This is a genomic window from Microbispora sp. NBRC 16548 (assembly GCF_030268985.1).
GTDB lineage: Bacteria > Actinomycetota > Actinomycetes > Streptosporangiales > Streptosporangiaceae > Microbispora > Microbispora catharanthi.
Genome location: NZ_BSSF01000007.1, coordinates 288,555 through 306,328, shown reverse-complemented (window position 1 = coordinate 306,328; position 17,774 = coordinate 288,555). Strand labels below are relative to the sequence as shown.

Annotated in this window: 13 protein-coding genes; 5 read left to right on the top strand and 8 right to left on the bottom strand. The window is 71.0% G+C overall.

All coding sequences use genetic code 11. The features are described 5' to 3' along the window. Positions 1–19: 19 nt before the first annotated feature. Complete coding sequence (locus tag QSK36_RS21600; protein ID WP_285783658.1) at positions 20–1,846, top strand: transketolase; 1,827 nt, start codon at positions 20–22, stop codon at positions 1,844–1,846. A gap of 6 nt (positions 1,847–1,852) precedes the next feature. Here QSK36_RS21600 and QSK36_RS21595 read toward each other — a convergent pair whose 3' ends face one another. After that, positions 1,853–4,120: an ATP-binding cassette domain-containing protein gene (locus tag QSK36_RS21595; RefSeq protein WP_285783657.1), complete on the bottom strand. Its 2,268-nt coding sequence runs from the start codon at positions 4,118–4,120 to the stop codon at positions 1,853–1,855. A gap of 72 nt (positions 4,121–4,192) precedes the next feature. Between QSK36_RS21595 and QSK36_RS21590 the strand changes: the two genes are divergently transcribed. After that, positions 4,193–5,149, top strand: coding sequence for a helix-turn-helix transcriptional regulator (locus QSK36_RS21590; protein ID WP_285783656.1), 957 nt, complete (start codon positions 4,193–4,195; stop codon positions 5,147–5,149). A 30-nt stretch (positions 5,150–5,179) separates the two neighbouring features. Here QSK36_RS21590 and QSK36_RS21585 read toward each other — a convergent pair whose 3' ends face one another. Both QSK36_RS21585 and QSK36_RS21580 read right to left on the bottom strand, forming a co-directional pair. Continuing rightward, positions 5,180–5,572, bottom strand: coding sequence for a ChaB family protein (locus QSK36_RS21585; protein ID WP_142558106.1), 393 nt, complete (start codon positions 5,570–5,572; stop codon positions 5,180–5,182). 44 nt (positions 5,573–5,616) lie between these two features. Further along, positions 5,617–5,877 (bottom strand): DUF6458 family protein, encoded by a 261-nt coding sequence (locus QSK36_RS21580; RefSeq protein WP_030505976.1) that lies wholly within the window; start codon positions 5,875–5,877, stop codon positions 5,617–5,619. Positions 5,878–5,964: 87 nt separating this feature from the next. Here QSK36_RS21580 and QSK36_RS21575 point away from each other — a divergent pair, with 87 nt between their 5' ends. Further along, entirely contained in the window at positions 5,965–6,486 is a 522-nt protein-coding gene (locus QSK36_RS21575; RefSeq protein ID WP_183540388.1) for a shikimate kinase, read from the top strand. 52 nt (positions 6,487–6,538) lie between these two features. Here the strand turns inward: QSK36_RS21575 and QSK36_RS21570 are convergent, their stop codons facing one another. From QSK36_RS21570 to QSK36_RS21560, 3 genes are all read right to left on the bottom strand, one after another. Next, a complete protein-coding gene (locus QSK36_RS21570; protein ID WP_161628182.1) occupies positions 6,539–7,006 on the bottom strand; it encodes an ATP-binding protein in 468 nt (155 codons plus the stop codon). A gap of 347 nt (positions 7,007–7,353) precedes the next feature. After that, entirely contained in the window at positions 7,354–8,292 is a 939-nt protein-coding gene (locus QSK36_RS21565; RefSeq protein WP_285783655.1) for an aldose 1-epimerase family protein, read from the bottom strand. 155 nt (positions 8,293–8,447) lie between these two features. Next, positions 8,448–8,684: a hypothetical protein gene (locus tag QSK36_RS21560; RefSeq protein WP_139580002.1), complete on the bottom strand. Its 237-nt coding sequence runs from the start codon at positions 8,682–8,684 to the stop codon at positions 8,448–8,450. A gap of 358 nt (positions 8,685–9,042) precedes the next feature. On the opposite strand from QSK36_RS21560, the gene QSK36_RS21555 reads away from it, so the two are divergent. Continuing rightward, the gene (locus tag QSK36_RS21555) at positions 9,043–10,218 is read left to right on the top strand and encodes a cytochrome P450 (RefSeq protein ID WP_285783654.1); all 1,176 of its coding nucleotides are present in this window, start codon (positions 9,043–9,045) and stop codon (positions 10,216–10,218) included. Between the two features lie 251 nt (positions 10,219–10,469). On the opposite strand, the gene nhaA is transcribed toward QSK36_RS21555, so the two are convergent. Next, positions 10,470–11,771, bottom strand: a complete 1,302-nt coding sequence (gene nhaA, locus QSK36_RS21550) for a Na+/H+ antiporter NhaA (protein ID WP_285783653.1) — start codon at positions 11,769–11,771, stop codon at positions 10,470–10,472. A 211-nt stretch (positions 11,772–11,982) separates the two neighbouring features. Here nhaA and QSK36_RS21545 point away from each other — a divergent pair, with 211 nt between their 5' ends. After that, positions 11,983–15,048: an AAA domain-containing protein gene (locus QSK36_RS21545; protein ID WP_285783652.1), complete on the top strand. Its 3,066-nt coding sequence runs from the start codon at positions 11,983–11,985 to the stop codon at positions 15,046–15,048. Between the two features lie 195 nt (positions 15,049–15,243). Here QSK36_RS21545 and QSK36_RS21540 read toward each other — a convergent pair whose 3' ends face one another. Beyond that, a complete protein-coding gene (locus QSK36_RS21540) occupies positions 15,244–17,757 on the bottom strand; it encodes an HNH endonuclease signature motif containing protein (protein WP_285783651.1) in 2,514 nt (837 codons plus the stop codon). Positions 17,758–17,774: the final 17 nt, after the last annotated feature.

Genomic DNA, 17,774 nt, shown 5'->3' with positions numbered 1-17,774 from the left:
ACCGGGGTAGTCGGGGGCGATGGACGAGCTTGACTATCGCTTCCTGTGCGAACTCGCGGCCCAGCTACGGGTGGACTCGATCCGGGCCGCCGCGGCCGCCGACTCGGGACATCCGACGTCCTCGATGTCGGCGGCCGAGCTGATGACCGTGCTGCTCGCGCGTCACCTGCGCGTGGACGTCGCGGATCCGGCCAACCCGGCCAACGACCACCTCGTCTTCTCCAAGGGCCACGCCTCCCCCCTCCTGTACGCGATGCTCAAGGCCGCCGGGGTCGTCACCGACGAGGAGTTGCTGACCTTCCGCAGGCGCGGCAGCCGTCTGGAGGGCCATCCCACCCCGCAGGTGCCGTTCGTCGACGTGGCCACCGGCTCGCTGGGCTTCGGCCTGCCCGTGGGGGTGGGGCTGGCGCTGACCGCGCGCAGGCTGGACCGCCTGCCCTACCACGTCTGGGTGTTGTGCGGCGACAGCGAGCTCGCCGAGGGATCGATGTGGGAGGCCTTCGAGCACGCCGGGCACGAGGGGCTGAACAACCTCACGGTGATCATCGACGTCAACCGGCTCGGCCAGCGCGGCCCGACCCGGCACGGCTGGGACCTCGGCGCGTACGCCGCCAGGCTCGGCGCCTTCGGCTGGCACACGATCGAGATCGACGGCCACGACCCCGGCCAGATCGACTACGCGCTCGCCGACGCCCGGGCCACCCGGCGCCGCCCGACGGCGATCATCGCGAGGACCTGCAAGGGCCGTGGCGTGTCGGCCGTGGAGAACCGCGAGGGCAAGCACGGCAAGCCGCTGGAGGACGCCGAGCAGGCGCTCGGCGAGCTCGGCGGGCCGCGTGCCCTCACCGTCGAGGTCACCCCGCCCGACGCCCCGGCCACGCCGTACCGGTACGCCGACGGCGCGCTCGACCTGCCGAGATACGAGGTGGGCGAGCGGGTGGCCACGCGGACCGCCTTCGGCGAGGCGCTGGCCGCGCTCGGCACGGCGCGGGGCGACGTCGTCGCGCTCGACGGCGAGGTGGCCGACTCGACCAAGCTGGAGGCCTTCGCCAAGGCCCACCCGGAGCGGTTCTTCGAGTTCTACATCGCCGAGCAGCAGATGGTCGCCGCCGCCATCGGCATGGCCGCCCGCGGCTGGACCCCCTACGCCGCGACGTTCGCCGCCTTCCTCACCAGGGCGTACGACTTCGTCCGGATGGCGGCGGTGAGCCGGGCCGGGATCTGCCTGGTGGGGTCGCACGGCGGGGTGTCGATCGGCGAGGACGGGCCCTCCCAGATGGGCCTGGAGGACCTCGCGGCGTTCCGCGCGGTGCACGGCAGCACGGTGCTGTATCCCTGCGACGCGAACCAGACGGCCCGGCTGGTCGCGGACATGGCCGCTATGGAGGGCGTCCGCTACCTGCGGACGACGCGGGGTGAGACGCCGGTGATCTACGGCCCCGACGAGGACTTCCCCGTGGGCGGCTGCAAGATCCTGCGCACCGGCGGCCAGGCGACCGTCGTGGCCGCGGGCGTCGCCGTGCACGAGGCCCTGGCCGCCGCCGACCTGCTCGCCGAGGACGGTGTCTCCGTCACCGTGATCGACGCGTACTCGATCAAGCCGCTCGACTCGGCCGAGCTGGTCGAGATGGCCAGGGCGACCGGGAAGGTCGTCACGGTGGAGGACCACTGGCCGGAGGGCGGGCTGGGCGACGCCGTGCTCTCGGCGCTCGCGGACGCGCCGGTGCCGGTGCGCAAGCTGGGCGTGGCGCGGATGCCCGGCAGCGCGACCTCGCAGGAGCAGCTGGAGGACGCGGGCATCGACAGGGGCGCCATCCGCGAGGCCGTTCTGTCCCTGCTCCGCTGAACGCCGCTAGCGGTGGGCGGCGAGGGCGCGGGCCGTCGGCGTCCCCGCGTCCGGCGGGTAGTGCGCGACGTGCCCCTGGTAGAGGACGTTCCCGCCGTGCCTGCCGGGGCCGGGCCCGAGATCGATCAGCCAGTCGGCCTGCCGGATGACGTCCAGGTTGTGCTCGATGACCACGACGGTGTGCCCCCGGTCGACGAGCGCGTCCAGGACCCCGAGCAGGCCGTCGATGTCGCTCATGTGCAGGCCGGTGGTGGGCTCGTCGAGCACGTACGTCGCGGGCTGCTCGGCGTCGCGCAGCTCCTTGGCGATCTTGAGCCGCTGGCACTCCCCTCCGGACAACGTGGTGAGCGACTGGCCGAGCCGGAGGTAGCCGAGACCGGCCTGCGACAGGTGCCGCAGCGCCCGGTCGACGGCCTTGTCGGGCAGCCGGTGCCTGGCCTGGTCGACGGAGAGGGCGTCGACGTCGGCGATGGACAGGCCGTCGACGGTGTACGCCAGCACCTCGGGCGTGAAGCGCCGCCCCTCGCATGCCTCGCAGACGACCTCCTGGCCGTCCATGAAGGCCAGATCGGTGTAGATGATCCCGAGCCCGTCGCACTTCGGGCAGGCGCCTTCCGAGTTCGCGCTGAACAGCGCGGCGGAGACGCCGTTGCGCCGGGCGAACAGCCTGCGGACGGCCGGCGCGATGCCGGTGTAGGTGATCGGCGTCGACCGGCGGTTGACGCCGACCGGCCGCTGGTCGATCACGACGGCGCCGTGCTGCTCGACGAGTTCGGCGGCCAGGCTGGACTTCCCCGAGCCGGCGACGCCGGTGAGGACGGTCATCACGCCGGCGGGGATGTCCACGGTGACGCGCCGCAGGTTGTTGCGCGTCGCCTCGGCGACGGTGATCGCCGCCCTTGTCGTCGGCGGGGCCGTACGCGGGGCGGTCTTGGGCGGCGCGGGCCGGGAGAGCGCGCGTCCCGTGGGGGTGCCGGCCCGCCGGAGCTGGGGGAACGTGCCCTGGAAGACGAGCCGGCCTCCGTCGGCGCCGGCGCCGGGACCGATCTCGACGACCTGGTCGGCGACGGCCATGACGGCGGGGTCGTGCTCGACGACGAGGATGGTGTTGCCCCTGTCGCGCAGCCGTTCCAGCAGTCTCGTCATGGACTCGACGTCCGTGGGGTGGAGCCCTGCCGTGGGCTCGTCGAACACGTAGAGCATCTCGGTGAGGCTCGACCCGAGATGCTTCACGATCTTGACGCGCTGGGACTCGCCGCCCGACAGCGTCGTCGTCGCGCGTGCCAGGTTGAGATACCCCAGGCCGATGGCGTCCATGGCGTCGAGCCTGGCGGTCAGCGCGGCGACGACGGGGGCGACATCCGGTGCGTCGATGCGCCGCACGAGCCCGGCGAGCTCGGCGACCTCCAGCCGGGACAGCTCGCCGATGGTGTGCCCGAGGACGGTGGCGGCGCGGGACGCCTCGTTGAGCCGGTCTCCCCCACAGTCCGGGCAGACCTGCGACCGGGTGAACCGGCGGATCGTCTCCTGCTTGCGCTCGGACATGTCCCCCGAGGTGTGCAGGTAGATCCGCTCGAACCGCTCGACGACCCCCTCGTAGTCCTTCGGCAGCCCCCGCCCCAGCCGCCGCCCCAGCCGCCCCGCCGCCTCTCCGCCGTGGAGCAGGGCGTCGCGCGCGTCCCGGCTCCAGTCGCGCAGCGGCGTCTCCGGGTCGAACACGCCGATGCCGGCGTACTGGGAGTACCAGTAGTTGCCGTCGCCGAACCCCGGGAGCCGGATCGCGCCCTGCCGCAGCGACCTGTCCGGGTCGAGGATGCGGTCCACGGCCGTGACGACGACGTCGCCGAGCCCCGAGCACGTGGGGCACATTCCGGCCGGATCGTTGAACGAGAAGTGGTTCGACTCGCCCACGTGCGGCTTGCCGAGGCGGGAGAACAGCAGCCGCAGGTAGGTCCAGGTGTCGGTGATCGTGCCGACCGTGGAGCGGGCGTTGCCGCCGAGGCGCCGTTGGTCGATCACCACGACCGGCGACAGCCCGTCGATGTGCTCCACGTCGGGACGCGTCCACTTCGGCAGCCGGTTCCTCGCGAACGGGGGAAAGGTCTCGTTCAACTGGTATCCGGCCTCCGCGGCGATCGTGTCGAAGACCAGCGACGACTTGCCGGACCCCGAGACGCCCGCGAAGACCACCAGGCGGTCGCGCGGGATGTCCACGTCCACACCACGGAGGTTGTTGGTGCGGGCCCCTCTGATGGAGATGTGTGGTGAAGCCATACTCGCGACCGTACGAGCAATTGTGGCCGGAAACTGACCGCGATTGCGGGGCATGATGGGCGGGTGGCCGACGTGACCCGACGCATGCTGGCCCTGCTGTCGACCCTCCAGACGGGACGGTCGTTCAGCGGGGACGAACTCGCCACGCGCCTGGACGTCAGCCCCCGCACCGTACGCCGCGACGTGGACCGGCTCCGGGAGTACGGCTATCCCGTCGAGACACAGCCGGGACCGGGCGGCTACTACCGGCTCGTGGCGGGCCGGACGATGCCCCCGCTCGTCCTCGACGACGACGAGGCGATCGCGGCGTTGCTCGGGCTCGCGACTCTCGCCTCCTCCGGTTCCGGCGAGGACGGGGCGCTCGACGACGCGGCCACCCGCGCGTACGGCAAGCTCGACCAGTTCCTGCCCGCGCGGCTGCGTCCGCGCGTGGCCGCGCTGCGGGCGAGCCTGGAGACCGGCCGGCAGATCGCGCCCGCGGTGAACGCGGCGCTTCTGGCCGGTCTCGCCGAGGCGATCAACGACCGGGAGGTCGTGCGGTTCGACTACAGCGACAGGCACGGCGAGGAGAGCCGCCGGCGGGTGGAGCCGCACCGGCAGATCCACCTGCTGCTGCGCTGGTATCTGCTGGGCTGGGACCTGGACAGGAACGACTGGCGGGTGTTCCGCCTCGACCGCGTCCGCGACCTGGTGCGCACCGGCGTCCGGCACGCTCCCCGCGCCCTGCCGGCCGACGCGGCCCTCGCGTACCTCCGTCAGGGCCTCAACGCGGACCGGCGGCGCGTACGGCTCGTCGTGCGGGCCCGGCCCGACCAGGTGGCCGACGCGTTGAAGTTCGAGGACGCCGAGATACACCGGGGGCCCGGCGACGGGGAGACCCAGGTCACCGTCTGGCTCGACTCCTGGGAACGGCTCGTCCTCGGCCTCGCCCACCTCGACGCCGAATTCTCCGTCATCGAGCCCGAGGACTTCCGCGGCGCCTGTGCCGCCTTCGCCCGCCGTCTCCTCGCCGCCGCCGGCCGCCCTTGAGAAGGGGCGGCCGGCGGCGCGCGGGGTAGGTCAGCGGGCCTTGGCGGTCGCCTTGCGGTTGGCCTTCTTGATGGCGTCCACGAGCTCGTCCTTGGTCATCTTCGATCGGCCCGGGATGCCGAGACGGCCGGCCACGTCGTAGAGATGCTGCTTGGAGGCGTTCGCGTCGACGCCCTCGGCCGTCTTGCCCTGCTTCGGCGTGCCCTTCTTCGCCTGCTCGTCCGACGGTCCGCGCCCTTCCTTCTTCTCCCAGTGGTCGCCCACCTTTTCGTAGGAGTGCTTGAGCGCGGCGAACGCCGTACGGTGGGCGCGCTGGCCCTCGCCGTACGTCTCGACGGCGGAGTCGTGTGCCTTGATCCACGTCTCCTGGGCCTCCTTGGGCGAGCGCTCCAGGGTCGAGGGCAGTTCCTTACGTCCTGGCATGGTCCATGCCTCCCTTCAGACCGTCGGAAGTCCGTTGGAGGGGGTCAGATGGTGGGGTCGTCGTAGCGCCGCTCCTCGTACACGTGGCGGCGGGTGGCGGTGGCGTCCACGGGGGCGGCGGCGGTGACGGTGGTCCTGCGGCGGACCGTCGTCAGGCGCCAGATGCCGAAGAGCAGCCCGGCCAGACCGCCCACCATGAGGATCACCCCGATCACCTGGATGTCGAGGCCCGCGATGGTGAAGTCGACCGCCCAGGTGAGGATGGCCCCCAGCATGATGAGGATGATGCTTCCGGCGATGGTCATGGCGTTTCCTCCTTCGCCCTCTGCTCTATCCCCTCCACGGATTCCAAACGTCGCATGTGGGTGCCCGTATAGGGCAGCATGCGAGTCATGACCGATACCCCCATTGTGGTGATGGGACTCATGGGCGCGGGGAAGAGCACCGTCGCCCGGCTGCTCGCCGACGCGCTCGGCCGTCCCATGCGCGACAGCGACGCCGATCTGGAGGCCAGGTACGGCACGACCGCCGCCGCGATGGCCGCCGGTCTGGGCGCGGACGAGTTGCACGCCCGCGAGGCGCTGGTGCTGCGGGACGCGCTCGCGGCCCGTCCTTCCCCTGTCATCGCGGCCGCCGCCAGCACGGTCGAGGACCCCGAGACCCGCCGCGCGCTGGCCCCCGCCTTCGTGGTCTTCCTCGACGGCCCGCCCGAGGTGCTGGCCGAGCGGATGAAGTCGAGCCCCCACCGCCCGCATTTCAAGCCCGACCTCGTACGCATGCTGACCGAGCAGCGTGACCTGCGGTTGCCGGGGTTTCGCGAGGTGGCGGACCTGACCGTGGACCCCTCCACGAGCAAACCCGAGGAGATCGCGGCCACGGTGCTCGCGCATCTCGACGGTGCGAAGACCCGCTGAAACGCCCCGCGTGGACGACAGGCCCGCCCGGCCCCGGGTCAGCCGGGCGTGGTCAGCCGACGGCGATGCGCATCTGGTGCGGGACGACGGGCAGCGGTGAAGGGCAGCCCGCCCCGGCGAGGAACCAGACGGTCTTGCCGCCCCGGCCCGAACTGGCCACTCCCCAGTCGTCGGCGAGTTCGTCCACGATGAGCAGGCCACGGCCGCCGATGGAGTCGAGGTCCGCCTCGCGCTGGTTCGGCACGCCCTCGCCCTGGTCGAAGACCTCGCCGTACACCCAGGTGCCGTTGCTGCCGAGCCGGAGGGTGAAGACGTTCCCGCCGTGCCGTACGACGTTGGAGGCGAGTTCACTCACGATGAGGGAGCAGTCGTCGACGAGCTCGTCCAGGCCCCACCGGCCGAGCTCGCGGCGGACGAGGGCCCGCGCCTCGGCGACACTCGCACCGACGGCGGGCAGGAGGCATTCCGCGGTCCAGACGGGGGCCGGGTTGACCGGCGCCGTACCGAAGGGGAGAGTCACGCGCGCCTCCTTAGGCTCATGGGAGCGCTCCCACGGCTCAAGATACGGCACGCAACGCAGTCATGTGAATTCATAGAAACAAGATTGTTTCCGGTCAATGCCCGATCCGTGATGGGCGCGAAGGAGAAAACAGCGGCGGTCTTCCGCACCACGCCGCGAGTGCGCACGTCAGCGGCGTCACGTCCGGCGCTCCCCGCCTCCGCCGCGCGACCGGGGGACGTGCCCGCACGGCCAGCGTCGACGTGAAAATATCTGAAATACGCCCATCCCTGGCTTTCGTTGCGCGCAGACCGAATCATCTCGCATGTCCACCGTGAGACATAAGTGCCCTTTCGTCCGGCGTCCTCTCACCCGAGCGCGGTGATCCCCCAGCGGTGGGCGACCCGCTCCCCCGGGGCCAGGCGCACCAGGCACTCGCCGGTCGCGAAGGCGTTCGGCGGGCAGCTCATCGGCTCGACCGCCACTCCGGCCCGCCGGTACGGCTCGGCCAGCGTGTCCCCGGTGAAGACCTGGAGCCATTCGACGCCGGGCGCGGCCCACAACTCCACGCCCCGGGAACCGTCGGCCGTCCGGAGCCGGGCCCGCACCAGCCCGTCGCCGTCGTGCCGCAGGGACGTGTAGGGGGTGTCGAGCACCGTGCCGCCGATGCGGCGCCCCTGGCGGAAGTCGTACTCCGTGCCCTCGACGGGGCGGCGGCCGACCGGGATCTTCTGCTCGTCCACCGGGGTCCACTCGGCCGCGGGCACCTCCAGCACGGCGTCGTCCACCGTCTCCTCGCCGAGGGTGAGGTAGGGGTGCGCGCCCATGCCGTACGGCGCGACGCCGTCCCCAACGTTCACGGCCGACACCTCGACCTCCAGGCCCGAATCCCCCAGGGCGTACGACGCCGTCAGGTCGAGCACGTGGGGATAGCCGAGCTGGGGGAACAGCCGCAGCCCGAGGCGGATCGAGGCGTCGTCCCGGTCGAGGACCGTCCAGGGCATCAGACGGGCGAAGCCGTGCGCGGCGTTGCCGGTCCTGGGCTCGGTGATCGCGAGTTGCCTGGCCTCGCCGTCGAAGTCGTACCTGCCGTCGCGCACCCGGTTGGGCCAGGGCAGCAGCAACTGCCCGGCGCCGCCCACCGGCTGCGTGTCCGCGGGATACGACATGACCAGCGGCCGTTCGTTGTACGTCAGGGCGCGCAGGCCCCCGCCCACCTCGGTGACGGTCGCCGCGTATCCGTGCGCGGCGATCGTGTGCTGCGTGCCGGTCGGGGGAACGGGTTCGCGAACCGCTGGTTCTGTCATGAGAGGGATTTTCCCATCCGTCCCACGACACTCGGAGGGGGCCCTGCGGGGACGCCTCAGGGGTGAGCTGCGGCGGGCTCTCAAGCCGTTCTCAAGCCGTGAACCGGTGGGCTCTCAAGCCGTGAGCCCGGCGGGCCGGGCCCACGTCCTGGGCGTCACGAGGAGAGCGTCTGGCCCGTCAGGCCCTCCTGCGCGGTGAGCAGCGCGCGCAGTTCCTCCGCGCTCTCGCCGCATGCGGTCATGATCAGGCCCCGGTCCATCTCGATACGGGACAGCGACCGGGTCAGCCGGGTCGCGTACCAGCGGCCGGCGTCGCTTCTCCAGATCGACCAGCGACCGGCGTACTCGCTGCTCAGTTGTCTCCAGGCAGCGTCCTCGGCTGAGAACCGCACTCGTCACCACCTCCAGGCTCTGTGCCGGGAGACAACGATGTGCTCATCCGGACACGATTGGTAGTGAGAAGCGGTCTCCCCCCTCCGGCGGCGCCGCCACCCCGGCCCCGATGAAGATCTCCCGCCGGTTGCGGTGACTTCACCACGACTTGATCCCCGTTACTCCCGTACCACCCGTGTCATGCCGGGCCGCGGAACGACGCTGGTGTTCGCGGGGCAGGCAGGGCCGGGCGCGAGGCGGCGCCCTGAGGCAAACGTCCCCTCTCCGGTCACACCGGACATGGTTTTACTACCTTGCCGGACAGTAAGTCAGGGGAGAGATTCGAGAGGGCCGACATCGAGCGAAGGAAGGTCACCCATGCCCGGACTCCCACGGCTGCCGTTCGAGCGGCCGGACGTCCTGGGGATATCCCCCGGCTTCGGCGAAATGCGGGCCAGAGCGCCGATCACCAAGGTCACGACCGCCATGGGCGACGAGGCGTGGCTGATCACGGGCTACGAGGAGATACGGCAGGTGTTCGCCGACGACAGGTTCGGCCGTTCCCACCCCGCCCCAGAGACCGCGGCCCGCCTGTCGAACAACGCCCTGCTCGGCGGCCCGTCCGGCGAGTACGCCACGGAGCGGTCCGTCCACAAGGAGATGCGACGCCTGCTCGCCCCCGCGTTCTCGGCCCGGCGCATGCGGAGGTTGTCGGACCGGATCGGCTCGCTGGTCGGCAACCTGCTCGACGGGCTCGCCGAGCAGGGCCCGCCCGCGGACCTGCACACCGGCCTGTCGCTCCCGCTGCCGATCCAGGTGATCTGCGAGCTTCTCGGTGTGCCGTACGAGGACAGGGACAGGTTCCGGGCCATAGCCGAGGCGATGACCGACCTGACCCATCCCGAGCGGTCCGCCGCCGCCCAGATGGAGATGAACACCTACACCTACGAGATCGTGAAGGCGAAGCGGGACGACCCGGGCGAGGACGTCTACTCCGACCTGGCGGACGCGTCGCTGCCGGAGGACGACGTCGCCAGGATCGCGGGCGGCCTGCTGTTCGCCGGCCACGAGACCACGGTCAACCAGATCGACTACGGCGTGCTGCTGTTCCTGCGCAACCCCACCCAGCGTGACGCGCTGCTGAACGATCCCTCCCTCGTGGACGCCGCGGTCGAGGAGATCATGCGGGTCGCCTCGCCGAGCGAACACGGGCTGGTGCGCTACGCGCACGAGGACGTCGAGGTCGCGGGGGTGCCGATCCGGGCGGGTGAGCTGGTCATGCTGTCCACCCCGGCGGCCAACAGGGACGAGCGCGCCTACCCCGACCCCGACACGTTCGACATCCGGCGGCGCGATCCTCAGCCGCACGTCGGGTTCGGCCACGGGCCACACCACTGTCTCGGGGCGTCCCTGGCTCGGGTCGAGCTCCGCGCGGTCTTCGGCTCCCTCTTCACGCGCTTCCCCACGCTGGCGCTCGCGGTGCCGTACGAGGAGCTGAAGGCGCACACCGACAGGCTGGCCGGAGGGTTCCCCGCGCTGCCCGTCACGTGGTGAGCGTCAGCAGGTGGAGGCGGCCCGCTTCCCGGGCAGGTCGAAGTGGATCCGGATGCTCGTGCCGCGCCCGTGCCGGTGGATCCGCACCAGGTCGGCGAAGTCGTTCACGATCAGCAGGCCGCGCCCGCGGGTCGCATGGTCGGACGGCGTGGTCGGGCGGCGTGGTCGGGCGGCGGCACCCGCCCGGCCGGCGGGTCGAGACGGCCGCCGTCGTCGAGCCGGCACACCAGCGTGCTGCGCTCGGAACCCGGTCATAATTCCGTCCCGCGGCCCATCACGCTCTCGGCCCCCACGGGCCCGGCGGCTTCGGCGTCGGCGAGCCGCCGATACGCGCGGTCGCGCAGCCGCAGCACCACCGTCGCCAGCAGCGCCGCGACCAGCGAGCCGGTCAGGACCGCCAGCTTGACCTGGGCGTCGCGGGCCGTGCCCAGGCCGAACGCCAGCTCGCCGATGAGCAGGGACACCGTGAACCCGATGCCGGACAGGATCGCCAGCCCGCCGACGTCCACCCAGGCCAGCCCCTCGTCGATGTCGGCACGGGTGAAGCGTGCGGTCAGCCAGGTGGCCGCCATGATCCCCAGCGGCTTGCCCACGACGAGCCCGACGACGACGCCCAGCGACACCGGGTCGGCGAGCAGGTTCGTCACACCGCCAAGCCCGCCGAACGGCACCCCCGCGGACAGGAACGCGAACAGCGGCACCGCCACCCCGGCTGAAATCGGGCGGAACCGGTGCTCGAAGTGCTCGGCGAGCCCCGGCCCCGCCTCCGGGCCGCCCGCCTTCTCACTGCGCAGGACGGGTACAGCGAAGCCGAGCAGCACCCCGGCCACCGTGGCGTGGACACCCGAGGCGTGAACCAGTCCCCAGGTCACACCGGCCAGCGGGAGCAGCAGCCACCACGAGCGCACCCGCCGCTGCACCAGCACGGTGAAGACGCCGAGGGGCACCAGCGCCGCCAGCAGCGGCAGCACCGACAGGTGCGACGTGTAGAACACCGCGATGATCACGATGGCCATCAGGTCGTCCACGACGGCCAGGGTGAGCAGGAACGTACGCAGCGCGGCGGGCAGCCGTCGCCCCGCCACGGCGAGCACCGCGAGCGCGAACGCGATGTCGGTGGCCGTCGGGGTCGCCCATCCCCGCGCCTCGCCGTCCATGAGCGCGTTGACCAGCAGGTAGAGGAGGGCCGGGACGATCACACCGCCGGCGGCCGCCGCGACGGGAACGACGGCCCGACGGGGATCGCGCAGGTCCCCGGCCACGAACTCGCGCTTGAGCTCCAGGCCTGCGACGAAGAAGAAGATCGCCAGCAGCCCGTCCGAGGCCCACTTGGCGAGGCTGAGGTCCAGGTGCCACACGGCCGGCCCGACCGTGGCCGAGCGCAACCCCGCGTACGCCTCGGACCAGGGCGAGTTGGCGCAGACGAGGGCCGCGACGGCGGCGATCAGGAGCAGCGCGCCGCCGATCGTCTCCTTGCGGAGGATGTCGGCGATGCGCCGGGTCTCGGCCCGGGAACCGGGACCGAGGAGGGAAAGTCGGCGGGTGGGGGCCATGGGCGCTCCGTTTTCCGGGCTCGGTTCGACGACCGCCGACCAGACTTCCCGGCACCCCGCATCCATCCTAGGGCGTATCTGACCGGATCATTGCCCACTGCACCTTTCGTCCCACCGGTTTTCCCTCGGGAGTGCCCGCTCACAGGTGCCGGAGACGGTAGGTTCTCGATCCGTACCACGACCCTGTCGGCCCCCTTGCCATGGGAGCGAGATGTCAGGTCCGCGGCACACTCCCTTTCCGATCGACCAGCTGCTGCGTGCCGTACGGCTGGAGATCGCAGCGGAGCTGCGAAGCGACGGAGACGGGGAGAAGCTTCCCCTGTCCGAGGGACGCCGGCTCGGCCACAGCGCGGAGAAGTACGAATACCTGTTCTCCTGCAAGGCCTGGAAGGAGATCTTCTCCGGAGAAAGGCTGCTGATCCGCCCTTCCCGATCCCGTAACGCCTGGGCGAGCGCCGAAGTACGGCGCATGCCCGATGGAAAGGTCAAAGTCCGCACCTCGGCGGATCTCGGCGCAGGGCCCATCCAGGCACAGGTGCGTTTGGACGAAACGGCAGGTTGGGAAGCCGTCGTCGAGCGACTGGAGTCGGCGGGCAGAGCCGCGGACTCGGTCAACCTGACCTCCGCCGGCTGGCTTATGGACCAGGGGCGGCCCCGCGTCGAGCGTTGCGCGACGCCGGAACGGTTCATCCGGGGATACCGTGAGCGCACGCTCAACGACGGGCAGCGCCAGGCCGTCGAACAGGCGCTGGGGAGCGAGCTGACCTACATCTGGGGACCGCCGGGCACCGGGAAGACCGACGTCGTGGCCGCCATAGCGGAAGGCACTTGCCGACAGGGGCTGCGCGTGCTGTTCGTCGCCCCGACCAAGGTGGCCGTGGATCAGGCGCTGGAGCGGATCTGCGATCTACTGTCGGGCGAGGCACACTTCGGCAGAGGCTTGGTGCAGCGGGCCGGGGAGATCGAACTGCCTTCGCTGGCAGCCAGATTCGGCGAGCAGATCGACCCGGCCAGGATCGCCGAAAGACTGTCCGCCTCGCTCGTGGAACAGATCAGCGACGTCCGTCGCCGGTTGGAGGCGGCTCTCCAGGACCTGGCACTGCATGCGGACGTGGCGACCGCCGAGGAGCGGCTGGCCATTCTGCGTACCGACCACGACAGGGCCGCTCAGCGCATCGCCCTCCTGCAACAGCGAATCCAGCTGTCGCACCGGGCGATCGGCGAGATCGACCACGAGATCCGGAGCATCGGACTGCCGACCGGGCTGTTCGCCAAGAAGAAGCAGGCGAAGCTGGAGCAGCTTGGCCGGATGCGATGGGATCGTCAACAGGAACTGGTTGCCGCCGACAACGAGCTTCCCCTCGCACATGCCGCCCAGAGCCGGTACGCGACCGAGATCGCCGAAGCGGAACGGGCCTTGACGGCCCAGCGCAGCCGGCTTCGCGCCGTCCCGGCTCGTGGCCCGCTCCAGGACGCCGTCGACCGGCTGAGGCAGCACCTGCCGGGGCTGGAGCAGGAACTGCGGAAGATCGCCGAGGTGGTGCGCGGGAACTGCATGGTGATGGGAACCACGGTCGCGAAGGCGGTGCAGGCACGCAAGCTTCTCGACTCGATCGACGTGGTCATCATCGATGAGGCCGGCATGGTGAACACCCCCTCCGCCTGGTGTGTGGCGGGGCTCGCGGGTCGCCGCCTCGTCATCGCCGGCGACTTCCGCCAGTTGCCGGCGGTGACCAGAGCCTCCGGTGACCGGAGCAGCTCGCAGGAAGACCGGGAGCACGCCCGGCTCTGGATGGACCGGGATCCGTTCACCACGGCGGGGCTGGTCGACGCCACCGGCAGGGCCCTCCGCGACGATCCGCGCCTGGTCTGTCTGGACACGCAGTACCGGATGCGACCGGCCATCTGCGAGGTCGTCAACGTGGTCGCCTACCCGGACGCGCCGCTGTGCACCGGTCGAGAGGACTACGGGCGGCTTCCCTCATCTCCGCTGCTCAGCGGGCCGCTTATGCTGATCGACACCACCTCGCGCCGCCTGCCCAACCCCACGGCCAGGTACGGCGCGCACACCACCAACCCGGTGCACGAGGCCGTCGTCCACGAGCTCATCCGTGGCCTGCAGTATGACGAGGTCCTCCCCGCACGCAAATGGACCGACCTCGCCGCCGGCGAACGCCCCACTGACCGCATGGCCGTGATCGCACCGTTCAAGGCACAGGTCAAGGCGCTGCGGGACAGCCTGGCCTACCGGTTCGGCCAGGACTGCGACGGACTCGTCGACACGGTTCACCGCTTCCAGGGCAGCCAGCGTCCCCTCGTGGTCATCGACACCGTCGCCGGATCCGGAGACAAGCCCGGCTACTTCTACGAGGGCCTGGGGCTGTCCTCCTCCACCTGCCGCCTGCTCAACGTGGCTCTCAGCCGGGCGCAGGATCACCTCGTCGTCGTGGCGGACATCCAGTTCCTACGCGCCAAGCTCAACCCGGCCGGCGAGGCGGCGCGCATGCTCACTCATCTGGAACGGCATGCGCACAAGCTCTCCGTCGACGACCTCGTCCCCTTCCGCTGCGCTGCCGACCTCGCCGGCCTGCCCGAGGAGGAACTCGCGAGGCCCGCGTTCTTCCCGGCCGACGAGGTGCCACGAGCCATCGCCTGGGACATCGCCCGCGCCCGGCAGAGCATCGAGATTTACTGCGCGTTCCTCGACCCGAACCCCGTGCACAACTGGCTCCGTCACCTCGCGCCGCGTGTTCAGGCAGGAGTGCGGGTCACCGTCCACACGAGAGATCAGTCGGAGGACGCTCGCCGGAAAGCCCTCATCGAGGAACTCCGAACCGCCGGATGCCAGGTCGCGACCCGTGAGCGGATGCATGAGAAGGTGCTCATTCTCGATGACACCGTGCTCTGGCACGGATCCCTCAATCTCCTGGCCAACACCGGCCCTACCGATCTCATGATGCGGATCACCGATCCGGGGGCCTGCCGACGCGTCCGTCACATCGTCGAGCGAGCTCGTATGGAACGCCCCGCACGCCCCTGGCCGCAGCGCGGGTTCTCCGGGCCCCGGCTCGAAGGCGACGGCGAGCCTCGTCCAGGCGCCGTCGTCGGCGGCCGTCTCTATCTCGACGTCCCCTTCGACGACAAGGATGAGCTGAAGCGCTTGGCGCGGGCCGAAGGCATGTCCGCGTCCTGGGACGGCAGGCGGAAGTTGTGGCACGTCGATGCCGGTATTCCCCAGCATGTCGTCCGCCGATGGCTTCCACCGTCGGATGCCTAAGGTTCACCAGTGACGTTCATCAGCGACGGTCGCAGTGATGGTCGCAGCGGGCCGAACACTCCGAGCCCAGCCAGCCCCTCCACTGGCTCGGGCTCTCGCTCGATGTCCCGACGCTCGATGTCCCGCCGCTCAGTGTCCCGCCACTCGGTGTCCCGCCACTCGCTGTCTGGCCTTCCTTGTCGGGCGTGGGAGGTGTCAGAAGGGCGGTTCGTCGAGTTCGCCTCCGAGCAACGATCCGTGTGTCCCGGTCTCGCCCTCCGGTTCCGATGGGGTTGCTACCTCCGTGTCCAGTCGTGAGGCCTCCTGCGGGAGTGGTGGTTCGGGGGCCGGGGTCATGGTGGGGGTGTCGAGGAGGTCGCCGAGGTACCGATAGGGCGATGGGGTGGGCCGGCTGCGGGGAAGGGGATCACAGGCGGAGAGCATGATCTTTGGGAGATGGCTGGGGTAACGGTGCCCCAGCGGGCTGGTCCAGATGACCAGGTAAGGACTGGCGGTGCTGACGCGCCAGCCGCCGTGGTGCCGGGCGCGGTGGTCGTGGCGGCAGGCCAGGTGCAGGTTCTCCGCCTTCGTGGGCCCCTGCTCCGCCCACGGGAGGATGTGGTCCTGGTCGGTCCGGGTGGCGGGCGTGCGGCAGCCGGGCCAGGAGCAGACCCGGCCCCGGATTTGCACGTATCGTCGTAACGCCGCTCCGGCCTGCCGCCGCCGCTCCGAATCCGCCGCGCCGCCCTCCAGATCCTCTGCTCGCCCGCCCACCGCGCCGTCCGCCATGCCGTCCTCGTGCGGGGCGCCGGTCTCATCGCGGTCCTGGATGGAGCCGCCCGAGGCGGTGCAGTCGAGCGCGGCGCCCTCGAGTGCGGTGCCGTCGGGTGCGGTGCCGTCGGGTGCGGTGGCTTCAGGAGCAGTGGCCCCCTCGCCACTGGCCAGGAGGCGTGCGGCCTGAGTGGACAGGTCGGCGACGACCGGTGCCCACGCCCCGAAGACGCTGGCCGGCTGGGCGGCCAGCACCCGTAGGAGACTGAGGGTGATCTGTAGTTCGACGATGCCGCCGCGCCGCCGGTCGCGGGCGGGGCGGTTCCGGTCGGGGGTGTGGGGGCGGGCCCGGGTGAGTCCGGTCAGCGCCAGGTGGCCGTTGTCGTGACAGATGGCGTATCGCCACTGCCCGCCGAGCATGCCTGCGACGATGCGCCGGGCCAGGCAGGGGTGAATCACTCCCCAAGCAGGCAGATGGGCAGGATGCTCATCCAGGCCGAGCAGCGTGGTCAGCTCGACCCGAATCTCCCGCACCGGCCACCCTCCGGCGCGCGCCCAAACACCGGCATCCGCCTGTGCATGCGCTTCAGCTTGGGCATGCCGCAACCCCGCCCTGTCGGACCCAGCCTTATCGGACCCAGCCTTATCGGACCCGGCCCTGTCGGACCCAGCCTTACCAGGCACCGCCTTGTCGGCCCCAGCCTTATCGGACCCGGCCCCGCCCCGGCCGGTCTCATCATCAGGTGCGGGCGCGCCGAACGCTGTTTCCTCCGGCCCTGTCGGATGCAGGTCCGTTGGATGTGAGCCGCACGCGGGCGACAGTCCGCCGGACCCATTCCCCGGGCGGCTACACGTCTCGCCGTCACGGTCGTCTTCGGCCGCGTCCCTGTCGGCGTCGGTGAAACCGTCAGTGCCGTTAGTGCCGTTAGTGCCGTTAGGGCTGTCGGCGCTGTCAGTGCGACCGCCACCACGTTCATCGAGGTCGCCGGCAGGGCGCACGCCGCCACCGCCGCCGGGGCGGTTGGGGGCGGTGCCAGGACACACGCCGTTGGGGTCGCTGTCAGGGTGCACACCACCGCATCCGCCGTAGCCACCGGGGCGGTTGGGGACGCTGTCAGGGCGCACGCTGCCACCACGGCCGGGGTGGTCAGGATCGTCGCCGCTGCCACCGGCGTTGTTGTCACCGTCCTGGGCGTTGCCGGCATCGCCTTCCCGGGTGTCGGGGGTGTCGTGGAAGGGATGGCAGAGGACGTGGGTGATGATCTCCTCATCCGACATCCCCTCGAACGTGCCGTCCAGACTTCCGAGGAAGAGGTCCACCCGGATGTGATCGATCGGGCGGCGGTCGCCGGCCCGCTTGCACGCCCGGGCCAGCTCATCGATCCGGTCGCACCCGGCCGCCGCCCTATCCAGAGGCAGGTCCAGCCCGGACACCGTCGCGGTGCCATCCTCGTTGCGGGTCCCCACCACCCGGCGGCGGCGTACCGCCTCCGCGTACCGGCGCTCGGCCCAGGCGGGATCGATCGCCAACGCCAGGCGCTGAATTCGCTCGATCAACTCGCCCACCGTCCAGGACAACGCCTGGGGCACCAGTTGTTCGCACACCAGGGCGGCCTGCTCGTCGGTCAACCCAACGGTCCACCGGACGAACGCCACCGCCCGGGGTTCGTCCAGGGTCCCGGCCAGCATCGCCTCCCCCAAAATCGGCAACCGGCGGTGAACATTCCAGGCCAGCTCGAAGGTGGAGTCGGCGCGGCGGCGTGACCACACCAGCGCCGCACGCGCCTCATCCGGGCCGAACTCATCCGGCACCTCCAGCCGCGCCACCTCGTCACCCGAGAACATGTCCCGTAGCCCCACCTCCAGCAAGGCCCGCAAGAACCACGCCCGGTCATGACAAACCTGCCGGTAGGCCGCCTTGAGCACCTCCACCGTGTCGAACCCCGACACGCGCTCCACGTTCACCTCGGCCAGCA